The following is a 14,495-nucleotide window of genomic DNA, read 5'->3' as shown; positions in this document are numbered from 1 at the left end:
CTTCGGGGTCCGCATGCTGAAACGTCCGGCAGCATGCGTACGTGTTGTATCTATGATGTGCGCATGCCTTCAGCCCCGCCCGCGCCCGCCGACCCGCACGTGCACGACTCCGCCGACCGGCCCGCCGAACGGGCGCAGCAGGACGTGAAGCAGCCCGTGAAACAGCCGCCCGCCGCCGACCGCGTCTACGCACACGTCAAGCAGGCCGTGCTGGAACGCCGTTACGAGGGCGGCACGCTGCTCACCGAGGGCGAGCTCGCCGAGGCCGTGGGCGTCTCCCGCACACCCGTGCGCGAGGCCCTGCTGCGCTTGGAGGTCGAAGGGCTCATCAAGCTCTACCCGAAGAAGGGCGCACTCGTCCTGCCCGTCTCCGCCCAGGAGATCGCGGACGTCGTCGAGACCCGGCAACTCGTCGAGGAGCACGCCGCACGCAAGGCCCTCCCCGCCCCGCCGCAGCTCATCGCCCGGCTGGAGGAACTCCTCGCACGGCAGAAGGAGCAGGCCGCCGCCGGAGACCTGGCGGGCGCCGCCGTCACCGACCGCTGCTTCCACGCCGAGATCGTCCGCAGCGGCGGCAACGAGATCCTCTCCCGGCTCTACGACCAGCTCCGCGACCGGCAGTTGAGGATGGGAGTCGCCGTGATGCACGCCCACCCCGACCGGATCACCAAGACGCTCACCGAGCACGAGGAGATCCTCGAAGCGCTGCGCTCCGGTGACGCCGAGGCCGTCGTCGACATCATCCACCGGCACGTCAGCTGGTTCTCCAACCTGGCGCGGGGCGAGGTCCGATGAGCACCGCGACCCTTCCCGGCGACCCGCCCGGCGGGCGGCGCGCGATAGCCGTCTGGGGCATCGGCGTCGCCGTCTACTTCGTCGCCGTCATCTTCCGGACCTCACTGGGAGTGGCGGGCCTCGACGCGGCGGACCGCTTCCACGTCAACGCCTCGGCGCTGTCCACCTTCTCGATCCTCCAGCTCCTCGTGTACGCGGGCATGCAGATACCCGTCGGCCTGCTGGTCGACCGGCTCGGCACCAAGAAGGTGCTGACCATCGGCGTCCTGCTGTTCACCGCGGGGCAACTGGGCTTCGCCTTCTCGCCCTCCTACGGCACGGCCCTCGCCTCACGCGCGCTGCTCGGCTGCGGCGACGCGATGACCTTCATCAGCGTGCTGCGGCTCGGCACCCGCTGGTTCCCCGCCCGCCGCGGCCCGCTGGTCGCGCAGCTCGCCGGCCTGGTCGGCATGGCCGGCAACCTCGTCTCGACCCTCGTCATCGCACGGCTGCTGCACGGGGTCGGCTGGACGGCCGCGTTCGCGGGCAGCGCGCTCGCCGGAGTCGTCGTGCTGGTGCTCCTGCTGCTGTTCCTGAAGGACCACCCCGAGGGCCACGACCCGGAGCCCTTCCCGCACCAGGGTGCCGCGTACGTGCGCCGGCAGATCGCCGCGTCCTGGCGGGAACCCGGCACCCGGCTCGGGATGTGGGTGCACTTCACGACCCAGTTCCCGGCGATGGTGTTCCTGCTGCTGTGGGGCCTGCCGTTCCTCGTCGAGGCACAAGGACTCTCGCGCGCGACCGCCGGCGAACTGCTGACACTCGTCGTGCTCTCCAACATGATGGTCGGCCTCGTGTACGGGCAGATCGTCGCCCGGCACCACACGGCACGACTGCCGCTGGCACTCGGCACGGTGGCCGCGACCGCGGTCGTCTGGGCCGGCACGCTCGCCTACCCCGGGGACCGGGCGCCGATGTGGGTGCTCATCGTGCTGTGCACCGTGCTGGGGGCCTGCGGCCCGGCCTCGATGATCGGCTTCGACTTCGCCCGGCCGGCCAACCCGCCCGAGCGGCAGGGCACCGCATCCGGCATCACCAACATGGGAGGCTTCGTCGCCTCCATGACGACCCTGCTGGCCATCGGCGTGCTGCTCGACGCGACCGGCGACAACTACCGGGTGGCCTTCGCCGCCGTGTTCGTCCTCCAGGCCGTCGGACTGAGCCAGATCTTCCGGCTCCGCGGGCGAGTGGCCCGGCGCGAACGGGAACGGCTGGTCGCCAGCCGGGTGGAGACGGTGCACGTGCCGGCCTAGACCCGGTCGGGACGTCCTGCCCCGGCCGGGGACGACCCCGGCCGGACGGGCGGTGTTGCCTACGGGGTGACCGCGAAGTTCCGCAGGATGGCCGCCGACAGATCCGGGTCGCCCTCGGTCTTGATGCGGTCGGCGACGGCGTCGGGGTGAACACGGCCGCAGGCCAGCCGGACGAACGTCTCCCAGTCCAGGGAGAGCGAGGCGGCGGGACCGAGGGAAGGGGCACCGTCTATCGTGCCGCGGCCGTCGGCGTCGACACGGACCGTGCGCAGGAACTCGACGGGACCGTGGACGTCGAAGACCACCGCGGAGTTCGCGGGAGCACCGGCGTCCTTCGCGACGATCTTCGGCAGCGCCGCGAGGAGCTGGTCACGGACGATGGACGCGCCCGGGGAGTCCAGGTTGCCCGGCCGGCCCAGCGCCGTACGCAGGTCCTGCTCGTGCACCCACACGTCGAACGCACGGTTCCGCATGGCCTGTTCGAGGGTGATCTCGGTGCCGAGGGGACCGCGCACCTTGCTGTCGGGCTGCCTGGTCTCGTTCCGCAGCTGCCGGTTGCGGCGGATGATCGTGTACTCCAGCTCGGACGTCATCTCCGGCGCCGTGTGGTGGCGCCGCACGTCGACCTGCATCTCCATGTACCGCTGGTGCTCGTTCGTCACGTGGTACAGGTCACGAGGGAGCGTGTGGATCGGCCGCGGGTCGCCGAGCATCTCGCAGTCCAGTCCGATGACATGCGACACGATGTCGCGCACGGACCAGCCCGGGCAGGGCGTCCGCCGGTTCCACTCGCCCTCCACGAGCGGCTGCACCAGCTCTGATATCGCTTCGATCGAGTGGGTCCAGGCGTCGGCGTAGGACTGAAGGCTGGGATGCAGACTCACGGAACGGGACCCCTCGGGCGGTTGGACGCGGGCAGTGCACAGGCAGCGGGTGTCTTGGGACGCTAAGTTACGCTGCTGTGAGGCACCCCGGCAGTGCTTTCGTGTGACGATCGTAGGCCCGTATCGACGGCTCGAATGCCAGGACGGTGGTAGTGTGCGCGCCTCTCTCCTCCAGATCGACGTAAACGACGCCGAAACGGTCGAATCGCGTCGGCAGCGTGTCGCGTCTCTCGTACGAGAACAAGCCGGAGCCGACCTCGTCGTGCTGCCCGAGCTGTGGACGACGGGCGCGTTCGCCTACGAAGGGTTCCGGACCGAGGCCGAACCGCTGGAAGGACCCACCTACGAGGTGATGGCCAAGGCGGCGAGCGACGCGGGCGTCTGGCTGCACGCCGGCTCCATCCCCGAGCGGGACCCCGAAGGCCCCCTCTACAACACGTCCCTCGTCTTCTCGCCCTCCGGCGAACTCGCCGCCTCGTACCGGAAGATCCACCGCTTCGGCTTCGACAAGGGCGAAGCCGTGCTGATGGGCGCGGGATCCGAACTCGTGACGGTCCGTCTGCCCGAGACCGTGGTCGGCGTCGCCACCTGCTACGACCTCCGCTTCCCCGAACTCTTCCGCGGGCTCGTCGACGCCGGCGCGGAGACCCTCGTGCTCTCGGCCGGCTGGCCCGAACGGCGCCGCTCCCACTGGACACTGCTAGCCCAGGCACGCGCAGTCGAGAACCAGGCCTACGTCCTCGCCTGCGGAACGGCCGGCACACACGCCGGAGTCGCCCAGGCCGGCCACTCCCTCGTGGTCGACCCGTGGGGGGAGGTCCTCGCCGAGGCGGGCGCCGGCGAGGAGGTCCTCACCGTGGACTTCGACCCCGCCAAGGTCGCCGACACGCGAGAGCAGTTCCCCGCGCTGAAGGACCGCCTGCTGGGCCTCGACACACCCCGGCGACAGGCCTGACGGGACCGGTTCGCCCGGCCCCCGCGCGCTCCTCCTCAGTCCTCGCCACGCTCCTTCTCCGCCAGGTGGATCACGCACACCGCCACCGCGATCAGCAACGCCGGGTCGGCGTCGTCCCGTACGACGTCGACCCCGTACGTCTCCCGGACGTGGAGCCGGCGGCGGGAGATCTGCGCGAGGAGTTCGTTGTCGTAGTCGATGGCGAACTCACGGTCGAGGATCTTCCCGCTCACGTCGAGTTCGGTGCCGTCGACCAGCGACACCCGGTAGTGGTTGCGGAGCAGGGACAGACGCTTGCGCTTGATGGTCGCCAGCGGGTCGCCGTCCCGCTCGATGATCATCGTGTCGCGCAGGGCGAGCATCTTCTGGTGGATGTCGATCAGGACGCGCCCGCGTGTGTCCTTCAGCTCGAAGGTGTCCCGCAGACGCATGGCCTTGCCGTCGACGAGGAAGACCTTGTTGCCACGGTCGTCCTCGATCCAGTAGTCGTCGCCGAAGCCGAGGAGCCGGTCGCGTACGAGGAATCTCATGCCATCACCGCTTCCCCGGCAGGCGGTCCGAAACGCCGCCGGTAGGCCGACGGGCTGAGTCCCGTCGCCCGGCGCAGCCGCGCCCGCAGGTTCGCGGCGGACCCCAGACCGCTGCGGTCCGCCACCACGTCCAGGCGCTCCTCCCCGCGCTCGATGAGCCGGCAGGCGAGCGCCACCCGCTCACCCGTCAGCCACGCCAGCGGGGTGGTGCCGAGCTGCGCACGGAAACGCCGGTGCAGCGTCGCCGGGCTCACCGCCGCCCGCGCGGCCAGATCCGCGACCGTCAGCGGCTCACCGAGCCGCTCCTGTGCCCACGCCAGCAGCGGAGCCAGGGACTCGTCGGGCACCTCCGGCAGCGGCCGTTCCACGAACTGACGCTGCCCGCCGTCGCGGTGCGCGGCGAAGACCAGCCGTCGCGAGACGGCGTTGGCGATCTCCGCGCCGTGGTCGCGCCGCACGACATGCAGCCCGAGATCGAGCGCGGACGCGCTGCCCGACGCCGTGAGAATGTCCCCGTCGTCCACGAACAGGACGTCCGGCTCCAGACGGACCCGCGGAAACCGTGCCCGGAAGGCATCCGCCCACATCCAGTGGCAGGCCGCCCGCCGCCCGTCCAGCAGCCCCGCCTCCGCGAGGGTGAAGGCGCCGGAGCAGAACCCGATCAGCCTGGCCCCCCGCTCGTGCGCCCGGCGAACGGCGTCCAGCACCTCGGGGGAGCGCGGCGTACCGGTGTCCGGACGGTTCGGCACGATCAGCGTGTCCGCCTCGTCGGCCGCCTCCAGCCCGTCCACGCCGGTGAGCGTGAAGAACCCGTCCCGCATCCGGGTCCGCTCCCCGGCGGCGCAGAGCCCGAAGTCGTAGAGCTCCCGCCCGAGTTCCGGCCGGCGCAGCCCGAACACCTCGATCGCGCAGCTCATCTCGAAGGGGTTCGAGTTCTCGTCGACGACGAGGACGACACGGTGCACGCCCCGCGCGGCGGGGGACGGGGCCCGGCCGGCGAGCGGTGTGCCTCCCGCCGGACCGGACTGAGAGGATCGTTGCGCCATATGCGATTTCTAGCACTCGTCCGGACGCCGGGCCAGGCCGAGGATGAGTCCATGAGCAGCGACCCCGTCTCCCTGTCCGGCGCCCTGGCCTCCTTCACCGAACTGTGGAGCCCGCGCATCGTCACCGCCGTCAACGACTACGACGTACGCATCGCCAAGGTCGAGGGCGAGCACGTCTGGCACGTCCACGACCACACCGACGAGTTCTTCCTGGTCCTGGAGGGCGAACTGACCATCGCGCTCCGGGAGGCGGCCGGTGAACGGACCGTCGTCCTGCCCAAGGGCTCCGTCTTCACCGTGCCGCGCGGCACGGAGCACAAGCCGGTCGCCCCGCACGGCGCCTCGATCCTGATGTTCGAGCCCACCGGCACCCTCACCGTCGGCGACCGCCACGACGAGGTCCCGGACCACGTGGACGCGACCACGGGACACGCGCTGGGCTGAGTGCCGGGGCGTGGTGGCACCCTTGATCCATGAACGACTCCGCCCCGGCCCCCGCAACCCGCCGCGTCCGTGTCCGCGCCCCCGAGCTGATCGGCAAGGGCGGCTGGCTGAACACGGGCGGTGCGCCCTACACCCTCGCCGACCTGCGAGGACGCATCGTCATTCTCGATTTTTGGACGTTCTGCTGTATTAACTGCCTGCACGTCCTGGACGAGCTGCGGGAGCTGGAGGAGAAGCACCGCGACACCGTGGTGATCATCGGGGTGCACTCGCCCAAGTTCGTGCACGAGGCCGAGCATCAGGCGGTCGTCGACGCCGTCGAGCGGTACGGGGTCGAGCACCCGGTGCTGGACGATCCCGAGCTCGCCACCTGGAAGCAGTACGCCGTGCGCGCGTGGCCGACGCTCGTCGTGATCGACCCCGAGGGGTACGTGGTCGCCCAGCACGCCGGGGAGGGGCACGCGCACGCCATCGCCCGGCTGGTGGCGGAGCTGGAGGCCGAGCACGAGGCCAAGGGGACCCTGCGGCGCGGTGACGGGCCGTACGTGGCGCCCGAGCCCGAGCCGACCGTGCTGCGCTTCCCCGGCAAGGCGCTCGCCCTGCCGAACGGGAACCTCCTGGTCAGCGACACCACCCGGCACCAGCTCGTGGAGCTGGCGGAGGACGGGGAGTCGGTGATCCGGCGGATCGGCTCCGGTGCGCGCGGCTTCGTGGACGGGACGGCCGCGGAGGCCGGCTTCAGCGAGCCTCAGGGTCTCGCCCTGCTCGACGACGGCACGGTCGTCGTCGCGGACACCGTGAACCACGCCCTGCGCCGCCTGGACCTGGCCTCCGGGGAGGTCACGACGCTCGCGGGCACCGGCCGCCAGTGGTGGCAGGGGTCGCCGACGTCCGGGCCCGCGCGTGAGGTGGACCTGTCGTCGCCGTGGGACGTGGCCGTGTTCGGCGGACGGGTGTGGATCGCCATGGCCGGGGTCCACCAGCTGTGGGCGTACGACCCCGCGCGGGGCACGGTCGGCGTCGCCGCGGGTACGACCAACGAGGGGCTGGTCGACGGGCCCGCCGAGGAGGCCTGGTTCGCGCAGCCCTCCGGGCTCGCCGCCACCGCCGACCGGCTCTGGCTCGCGGACTCGGAGACGTCGGCGCTGCGCTGGGTCGACCTCGACGGGACGGTGCACACGGCGGTGGGGACCGGGCTCTTCGACTTCGGGCACCGTGACGGTCCGGCCGGGCAGGCGCTGCTGCAGCACCCGTTGGGGGTGACGGCGCTGCCCGACGGCTCGGTGGCCGTCAGCGACACGTACAACCACGCTCTGCGTCGCTACGACCCGGCGACGGGTGAGGTGACCACGCTCGCCACGGACGTGCGGGAGCCGAGCGACGCGGTGCTCGTCGGGGACGACATCGTGGTCGTGGAGTCGGCGCGCCACCGGCTGACGCGGCTGCGGCTGCCCGAGGAGGCCGTGCGGGTCGAGGCGGTCGCCCACCGGACTCAGCGGGCGGCCACCGAGGTCGCACCGGGTGAGCTGCGCCTGGACGTGATCTTCCAGGCTCCGGCCGGTCAGAAGCTCGACACCCGTTACGGTCCGTCGACCCGTCTGCTGGTCTCGTCGACGCCGCCCGGGCTGCTGCGGGGCGGCGAGGGCGCAGGGACCGACCTCTCGCGGGTGCTGGAGCTCGATCCGGCGGTGCCGGAGGGTGTCCTGCACGTGTCGGCGATGGCGGCGTCCTGCGACGACGACCCGGCCAACGAGTACCCGGCCTGCCATGTGCACCAGCAGGACTGGGGTGTGCCGGTCCGGCTCACCGCGGCGGGCACGGACCGGCTGCCGCTGGTTCTCGCCGGCATGGACGAGTGAGGGGCGGCCCCGGGCCGGCCGTTGCCGGCCCGGGGCGTCGGGCCCGCGTGCGCTCCAGGTACGTGGGTGCTCAGGCGCCGTATCCGTTGCTGTAGCCGCCCGGGTGGTGGCGCTCCTCCTCCACCACCGGGGTGGTGGGCGGCACCACGACGCGCCTGCGCCGGGCGATGCTGCTGAAGGTCGCCACCCCGATCAGTCCGACGATCATGAATATGACGCCGACGAGGTCGAGGTTGACCCCCTTCATGTTCCAGTCGGTCGCGAACGTGAGGATCGCTCCTGCGGCGATCAGGATGATGCATCCGCCCAGGCCCATGAGTGTCGCCTCCTTGGCTCGGCATCCCGGAGCAGACACGGTGTCTTCCCGGGCCCGACCCGGGTACCCGGCTCGGGCCCGGCCATGCGGAGGCGATCGCTCGTCGTGGCGGTACGGGTGGGTGAACTAGCCCTCCAGGAAGGCCACCAGGGCGTTGGCCAGGAGGAACGGGTCGTCGGCGCCGCAGAGTTCGCGGGCGCTGTGCATGGACAGGATGGCCACGCCGATGTCGACGGTCCTGATGCCGTGCCGTGCCGCGGTGATGGGGCCGATGGTGGTGCCGCAGGGCATGGCGTTGTTGGAGACGAAGGTCTGGAAGCGCACGTCGGCCTTCTCGCAGGCGGCGGCGAACACGGCGCGACCCGAACCGTCCGTGGCGTAGCGGTTGTTGACGTTCACCTTGAGGATGGGGCCGCCGCCTGCGCGGGGGTGGTGCGTCGGGTCGTGCCGCTCGGCGTAGTTGGGGTGGACCGCGTGGCCCGTGTCGGAGGACAGACAGACGGTGCCCGCGAAGGCGCGTGCCCGGTCCTCCAGCGAGCCGCCGCGCGCGAGCACCGAGCGTTCCAGCACGTTGCCCAGGAGCGGTCCGTCGGCGCCGGTGTCGCTCTGTGAGCCGTTCTCCTCGTGGTCGAACGCCGCGAGGACCGGGATGTACCCGAGCCGCGAGTCGGCCGTGGCGACCGCGGTCAGGGCGGCGGTGCCCGCGTGCACGGACAGCAGGTTGTCCATGCGCGGGCCTGCCAGCAGTTCTCTGTCACGGCCCAGGTAGGCGGGGCGTTCGACGGAGTGGGTCATCAGGTCCCAGCCGGTGACCTCGCCCGCCGGCAGTCCGGACTCCTCCTCCAGGAAGGCGATCAGGTCACCCTCGCGGGGTTCGCCGAGTCCCCAGACGGGCTGCATGTGGCGCTGCTTGTCGAGCTTGAGTCCGTCGGCGGTGACCGAGCGGTCCAGGTGGATGGCGAGCTGGGGCACGCGGAGCAGGGGGCGGTCGATGTTCACCAGGCGGGTGGAGCCGTCCCGCAGCGAGAGGCGGCCCGCGAGGCCGAGGTCCCGGTCCAGCCAGGAGTTCAGCAGGGGGCCGCCGTAGATCTCGACGGCCACCTGGCGCCAGCCGTGCGCGCCGGTGTCGGGCTGCGGCTTCACGCGCAGGTTCGGGGAGTCGGTGTGCGCGCCCACGATCCGGAAGGGGGTGTGGGGCTCGGCGCCCTCCGGCACGTACCAGGCGACGATGGCGCCTCCGCGCAGTACGTACTTCCCGCCGCTCGTCCCGTCCCACGCGTCGGTCTCGGCGACCTGGCGGAATCCGGCCTTCTCCAGACGCTCGGCTGCGTTCGCCACCGCGTGGTACGGAGTGGGGCTGGCTGCCAGGAAGGACATGAGGTCGTCGGTGTGGCCGCGGTCGAAGCGGGCGGGTGTACTCATGGGTTCACCTTAACGACGCACGACGGCCCGCTCCCGGCGATGGGGAACGGGCCTTCGTAAGGGGGATGTGAAAGGCGGACACCTGACCGGAAGGACAGGTTCTGGTTGGGCGTCCGCCCAGCTCCACGCGGGCTCTAGAACGCGGCCTCGTCGAGCTCCATCAGGTCCAGGTCCACGCCCTCGGCGAGCTTGCGCGCGCCGGTGACGCCGGGCAGGACGTTGGCGGCGAAGAACTTCGCGGCCGCGATCTTGCCGGTGTAGAAGGGCTTGTCCTTGGCGGAGGCGGTCTCCAGCTTCTCGGTGGCGACGGCGGCACCGCGCAGCAGCAGGTAGCCGACGATGACGTCGCCGGAGGCGAGCAGCAGGCGGGTGGTGTTCAGGCCCACCTTGTAGATGTTCTTGACGTCCTGCTCGGTGGCCGCGAGGTCGGTCAGCATCAGACCGACGATGGCCTCCAGCTCGACGGCCGCCTTGGCGAGCTGCTCACGGGCGGCGGACAGGTTCTCGCCGCCGGTGCCGAGCGCGAGGAACGACTTGATGTCCTCGGCGAGCGAGTTCAGCGCGGCGCCCTGGTTGCGGACGATCTTGCGGAAGAAGAAGTCCTGGCCCTGGATCGCGGTCGTGCCCTCGTACAGGGTGTCGATCTTGGCGTCGCGGATGTACTGCTCGATCGGGTACTCCTGCAGGAAGCCGGAGCCGCCGAAGGTCTGCAGCGACTGGGCGAGCTGCTCGTAGCCCTTCTCGGAGCCGTAGCCCTTGACGATCGGCAGGAGCAGGTCGTTCATGGCCTCCAGGGCGGCGGTGTCCTCGCCCGCGGCCTCCTTGAGCATGATCTCGTCCTGGACGGCCGCCGTGTGCAGCACCAGGGCGCGCATGCCCTCCGCGTACGCCTTCTGCGTCATCAGCGAGCGGCGCACGTCCGGGTGGTGCGTGATGGTGACCTTGGGGGCGGCCTTGTCCATGAAGTTGGCGAGGTCCTGGCCCTGGACGCGCTCCTTGGCGTACTCCAGGGCGTTCAGGTAGCCGGTGGAGAGGGTGGAGATCGCCTTCGTGCCGACCATCATGCGGGCGAACTCGATGATGCGGAACATCTGGCGGATGCCGTCGTGCTTCTCGCCGATCAGCCAGCCCTTGGCGGGGTGGCGGTCGCCGAAGGTCATCTCGCACGTGTTGGAGGCCTTGAGGCCCATCTTGTGCTCGACGTTCGTCGCGTACGCGCCGTTGCGCTCGCCCAGCTCGCCGGTCTCGAAGTCGAAGAGGTACTTCGGGACGAGGAAGAGGGACAGGCCCTTGGTGCCGGGGCCGGCGCCCTCGGGACGGGCGAGGACGTAGTGGAGGATGTTCTCCTCCATGTCGTGCTCACCGGACGTGATGAAGCGCTTCACGCCCTCGATGTGCCAGGAGCCGTCCTCCTGCTGGACCGCCTTGGTGCGGCCGGCGCCGACGTCCGAACCGGCGTCGGGCTCGGTGAGCACCATGGTGGAGCCCCAGGTCTTGTCGACCGCGATCTGGGCCCACTTCTTCTGCTCCTCGGTGCCCTCCTCGAAGAGGATGCGGGCGAAGGCCGGGCCGGAGGAGTACATCCACACGGCCGGGTTGGCGCCGAGGATCAGCTCCGCGTAGGCCCAGATGAGGGACGGCGGGGCGGTGGTGCCGCCGATCTCCTCGGGCAGGCCGAGACGCCAGTACTCGGAGTCCATGAAGGCCTTGTAGCTCTTCTTGAAGGACGCGGGCACGGGTGCGGTGTTGGTCTCCGGGTCGAAGACCGGCGGGTTGCGGTCGGCGTCGGCGAAGGACTCGGCCAGCTCGTTCTCCGAGAGGCGGGTCAGCTCCTCGAGGACGCTCTTGGCGGTGTCGCTGTCCATCTCCCCGAACGGGCCGGTGCCGTACAGCTTGTCGCGCCCGAGCACCTCGAAGAGGTTGAACTCGATGTCGCGGAGATTCGACTTGTAGTGCCCCATGGCGACGGCTCCGTAAGGGATCGGCGAGGCACTGACTCCTCGCAGCTAGTTCACGTACCAACAAGTAGCTACGATGATGCTACCCGTCAGTAATAAGAATCAACCCCTGATGGTCCATATGTGGCCCACTACTCTTTGACGCATGTACGGCTATGACCAGAACGCGGGAGCCCAACAGGGGTATGCCCAGCCCCAGGGGAACATCCCCGGACAGATGCCGGGCGGCCAGATGCCCGGCGGGTACGGCCAGCAGCCGCCGCTCTACCCGGAGCCGTCCCCGCCGTCGCTCGCGGACGCGGTCCGCGCCTTCACCACGGGCTCGATGGCCGCGGAGGACTTCCAGCAGGTCTTCGCGACGTCCAAGGTGTACTGCCCGCGCGGTGACAACCCCGGATTCCTGGCGCTGCACAACACCCAGCAGCCGGTCATCCCCATGTTCACCTCCCTCAAGGAGCTGCGCCGCTACGCCGGCAAGGAGTCCAAGTACTTCGTGATCACCGGTGCCGAGGTGATCGACCTCCTCCCCACCGGCTACGGCTTCGTGCTCGACATGGAGGGCGAGCACCGCATGGTCTTCGACGCCAAGGCCGTCGAGCAGATGGTCGACTTCGCGATGCGCCGGATGTACGGATAGCCGCACGACAACCGAAGAGGGACCGGCTCCGCGGGGAGCCGTCACGTGGACGCCCGGAGGGAATGCCCTCCGGGCGTCGTTCGTTGGGAGTGGCAGAAAGTTCAACAATCAACTAACCTCGGACCACAAGGAGGTACCGACCATGCCTGCAGTGACCGTCGAGAACCCGCTGACCCTGCCCCGTGTGGCCGCGCCGGCCGACGCCGTGTCCCGTCCCGTGCTGGCCGTGACGACGGCGCCCAGTGGCTTCGAGGGTGAGGGCTTCCCGGTTCGCCGCGCGTTCGCCGGGATCAACTACCGCCACCTCGACCCGTTCATCATGATGGACCAGATGGGCGAGGTGGAGTACGCGCCGGGCGAGCCCAAGGGCACCCCCTGGCACCCCCACCGCGGCTTCGAGACCGTGACCTACATCATCGACGGGATCTTCGACCACCAGGACTCCAACGGTGGCGGCGGCACCATCACCAACGGCGACACCCAGTGGATGACCGCGGGCTCGGGCCTCCTGCACATCGAGGCCCCGCCGGAGTCCCTCGTCATGTCCGGCGGCCTCTTCCACGGCCTCCAGCTGTGGGTGAACCTCCCGGCCAAGGACAAGATGATGGCGCCGCGCTACCAGGACATCCGCGGTGGCACGGTCCAGCTGCTGAGCACCCCCGACGGCGGCGCGCTGCTGCGCGTCATCGCCGGTGAGCTCGACGGTCACCAGGGTCCGGGCATCACGCACACGCCGATCACCATGGTCCACGCGACCCTGGCGCCCGGCGCGGAGATCACGCTCCCGTGGCGCGAGGACTTCAACGGTCTCGCCTACGTCCTCGCCGGACGGGGCTCGGTCGGCACGGAGCGCCGCCCGGTCCACATGGGCCAGACCGCGGTGTTCGGCGCCGGCGGCTCGCTGACCGTGCGCGCCGACGAGAAGCAGGACGCCCACACGCCGGACCTGGAGGTCGTCCTCCTCGGCGGGCAGCCGATCCGTGAGCCCATGGCGCACTACGGGCCCTTCGTGATGAACACCCGCGAGGAGCTCCAGCAGGCCTTCGAGGACTTCCAGAAGGGCCGCCTGGGAACCATCCCGGCGGTGCACGGGATGTCCGGCACGCTGTAGACCGCGACGTCCGGGCGCGCTCCGGGACGGGATGTCCGGGGCGTGTTCCGGGACGCCGGGAGCGGGCGGCGGCCGGGCGGCTGACGGCGCGAGGGCGGCAAGGGCGACGAGCCCTTGCCGCCCTCCCCCTTTCGGACGTCCCGGGGCGACGCCGTGGCCGGTGCGTGATCGGCTGGCACCGTGCAGCTACTCCCCGAAGGCGCCAGGAAGCTGGCCGCCTGGTGTGCCGTGATCCTGCTCGTCGCCGGCGTCGGGTGGGTCGGGATCCAGCTGTGCGGGGAATTCCGTACGGCGGTCACCCCGGTGCTGCTCGCCCTGCTGGGCACGGCGCTGCTCGGCCCGCTGTACCGGCGGCTGCTGCGGATGCGGGTCAACCGGTCGCTGGCCGCCGGACTCACCTGCGTCGCGGTGGTCCTGGTCGTCGGCGGCGCCATCTACATCGTCGTCGCCGCGCTCATCGACACGGGCGACCAGATCGTCGCCTCGCTGAGGCAGGCCGGGAAGTCCCTCGCCGAGCACTTCGGCGCGGCCGGGACCTCGCTGGAGGACCTCGCGTCCAACTCCAAGGAACTGCTGACCAAGTTCGGCGGCACGGCCGCGTCCAACGTCATCAGCGGGGTCAGCGTCGTCGGCGAGACCATCGCCGTGGCCGTGCTCGCCCTGCTGCTCGTCTTCTTCTTCCTGCGGGACTCGCACCGGGTGGCCGGAACGCTCAGGTCGCTCGCGCCGCGGGGCACCGCCGACGTCGTCGAGGCCATGGCCCGCCGTGCCTTCCAGGCCGTCGAGGGGTTCATGCGCGGGACGACCCTCATCGCGCTCATCGACGCCGTGTGCATCACCGTCGGACTGCTGATCCTGCGGGTGCCGGGCGCGGTGGGACTCGGCGCGCTCGTGCTGGTGGGGGCGTACATCCCCTACCTCGGCGCGTTCATCTCCGGCGCGGTGGCGGTGCTGGTCGCGCTCGCCGACCGCGGGTTCGTCATCGCGTTGTGGGCCCTCGGCGTCGTCCTCGCCGTGCAGGTCCTGGAAGGGCACGTGCTCCAGCCGATGATCCAGAGCCGCACCGTGCAGATGCATCCCGCGGTGGTGATGCTGGCCATCACGGCGGGCGCGTCCGTCGCGGGAATCCTCGGCATGCTGCTCGCCGTGCCCCTGACGGCGGCCGGCTTCGGAGTACTGCACGAACTCCGTACGCGCTACGGGTCCGAGACGACCGAGGCCCCCGAGGCGTCCTGAGCCCCTGCGC

The 14,495-nt window shown here is 70.7% G+C and carries 14 protein-coding genes; 8 read left to right on the top strand and 6 right to left on the bottom strand.

Translation table 11 applies throughout. The features are described from left to right. Nucleotides 1–63: 63 nt before the first annotated feature. Both ABEB03_RS01635 and ABEB03_RS01630 read left to right on the top strand, forming a co-directional pair. Nucleotides 64–795 carry a GntR family transcriptional regulator gene (locus tag ABEB03_RS01635; protein WP_425589159.1) on the top strand — a complete coding sequence of 244 codons (732 nt, stop codon included), beginning with the start codon at nucleotides 64–66 and terminating at the stop codon, nucleotides 793–795. Continuing rightward, nucleotides 792–2,087, top strand: coding sequence for an MFS transporter (locus ABEB03_RS01630; RefSeq protein ID WP_345640045.1), 1,296 nt, complete (start codon nucleotides 792–794; stop codon nucleotides 2,085–2,087). Before ABEB03_RS01635 ends, ABEB03_RS01630 begins: the two co-directional genes overlap by 4 nt. 59 nt (nucleotides 2,088–2,146) lie before the next feature. Here the strand turns inward: ABEB03_RS01630 and ABEB03_RS01625 are convergent, their stop codons facing one another. Then, nucleotides 2,147–2,971: a maleylpyruvate isomerase family mycothiol-dependent enzyme gene (locus tag ABEB03_RS01625; protein ID WP_095935507.1), complete on the bottom strand. Its 825-nt coding sequence runs from the start codon at nucleotides 2,969–2,971 to the stop codon at nucleotides 2,147–2,149. A 154-nt stretch (nucleotides 2,972–3,125) separates the two neighbouring features. Here ABEB03_RS01625 and ABEB03_RS01620 point away from each other — a divergent pair, with 154 nt between their 5' ends. Continuing rightward, nucleotides 3,126–3,926 carry a carbon-nitrogen family hydrolase gene (locus ABEB03_RS01620; protein WP_345640041.1) on the top strand — a complete coding sequence of 267 codons (801 nt, stop codon included), beginning with the start codon at nucleotides 3,126–3,128 and terminating at the stop codon, nucleotides 3,924–3,926. 35 nt (nucleotides 3,927–3,961) lie between these two features. On the opposite strand, the gene ABEB03_RS01615 is transcribed toward ABEB03_RS01620, so the two are convergent. Together ABEB03_RS01615 and ABEB03_RS01610 are read right to left on the bottom strand one after the other, a co-directional pair. Beyond that, entirely contained in the window at nucleotides 3,962–4,456 is a 495-nt protein-coding gene (locus ABEB03_RS01615) for an LURP-one-related/scramblase family protein (protein WP_028799319.1), read from the bottom strand. Beyond that, nucleotides 4,453–5,502, bottom strand: a complete 1,050-nt coding sequence (locus ABEB03_RS01610) for a GlxA family transcriptional regulator (RefSeq protein WP_345640038.1) — start codon at nucleotides 5,500–5,502, stop codon at nucleotides 4,453–4,455. Before ABEB03_RS01610 ends, ABEB03_RS01615 begins: the two co-directional genes overlap by 4 nt. A 51-nt stretch (nucleotides 5,503–5,553) precedes the next feature. On the opposite strand from ABEB03_RS01610, the gene ABEB03_RS01605 reads away from it, so the two are divergent. Together ABEB03_RS01605 and ABEB03_RS01600 are read left to right on the top strand one after the other, a co-directional pair. After that, nucleotides 5,554–5,946 carry a cupin domain-containing protein gene (locus ABEB03_RS01605; protein WP_345640036.1) on the top strand — a complete coding sequence of 131 codons (393 nt, stop codon included), beginning with the start codon at nucleotides 5,554–5,556 and terminating at the stop codon, nucleotides 5,944–5,946. A 29-nt stretch (nucleotides 5,947–5,975) separates the two neighbouring features. Continuing rightward, nucleotides 5,976–7,805, top strand: a complete 1,830-nt coding sequence (locus ABEB03_RS01600) for a thioredoxin-like domain-containing protein (protein WP_345640034.1) — start codon at nucleotides 5,976–5,978, stop codon at nucleotides 7,803–7,805. A 70-nt stretch (nucleotides 7,806–7,875) separates the two neighbouring features. Here ABEB03_RS01600 and ABEB03_RS01595 read toward each other — a convergent pair whose 3' ends face one another. The 3 genes from ABEB03_RS01595 to ABEB03_RS01585 all read right to left on the bottom strand — a co-directional run bounded on the left by ABEB03_RS01595 (nucleotide 7,876) and on the right by ABEB03_RS01585 (nucleotide 11,504). Continuing rightward, nucleotides 7,876–8,121, bottom strand: coding sequence for a DUF6458 family protein (locus ABEB03_RS01595; RefSeq protein ID WP_028799315.1), 246 nt, complete (start codon nucleotides 8,119–8,121; stop codon nucleotides 7,876–7,878). A gap of 126 nt (nucleotides 8,122–8,247) precedes the next feature. After that, nucleotides 8,248–9,543: a M18 family aminopeptidase gene (locus ABEB03_RS01590; protein ID WP_345640030.1), complete on the bottom strand. Its 1,296-nt coding sequence runs from the start codon at nucleotides 9,541–9,543 to the stop codon at nucleotides 8,248–8,250. A 134-nt stretch (nucleotides 9,544–9,677) separates the two neighbouring features. Further along, nucleotides 9,678–11,504 (bottom strand): acyl-CoA dehydrogenase, encoded by a 1,827-nt coding sequence (locus ABEB03_RS01585; RefSeq protein WP_345640029.1) that lies wholly within the window; start codon nucleotides 11,502–11,504, stop codon nucleotides 9,678–9,680. A 142-nt stretch (nucleotides 11,505–11,646) separates the two neighbouring features. Here ABEB03_RS01585 and ABEB03_RS01580 point away from each other — a divergent pair, with 142 nt between their 5' ends. The 3 genes from ABEB03_RS01580 (at nucleotide 11,647) to ABEB03_RS01570 (ending at nucleotide 14,485) form a co-directional block, all read left to right on the top strand. Further along, the gene (locus tag ABEB03_RS01580) at nucleotides 11,647–12,138 is read left to right on the top strand and encodes an SseB family protein (RefSeq protein ID WP_028799312.1); all 492 of its coding nucleotides are present in this window, start codon (nucleotides 11,647–11,649) and stop codon (nucleotides 12,136–12,138) included. 142 nt (nucleotides 12,139–12,280) lie between these two features. Next, nucleotides 12,281–13,249, top strand: a complete 969-nt coding sequence (locus tag ABEB03_RS01575; protein ID WP_345640026.1) for a pirin family protein — start codon at nucleotides 12,281–12,283, stop codon at nucleotides 13,247–13,249. A gap of 180 nt (nucleotides 13,250–13,429) precedes the next feature. Continuing rightward, the gene (locus ABEB03_RS01570) at nucleotides 13,430–14,485 is read left to right on the top strand and encodes an AI-2E family transporter (protein WP_345640024.1); all 1,056 of its coding nucleotides are present in this window, start codon (nucleotides 13,430–13,432) and stop codon (nucleotides 14,483–14,485) included. Nucleotides 14,486–14,495: the final 10 nt, after the last annotated feature.

Origin of the sequence: Streptomyces siamensis, from assembly GCF_039543605.1 — a bacterium.
Lineage (GTDB): Bacteria > Actinomycetota > Actinomycetes > Streptomycetales > Streptomycetaceae > Streptomyces > Streptomyces siamensis.
Note: the sequence above shows the minus strand (reverse complement) of the source record. Positions and strands in the feature narration are given on the sequence as shown.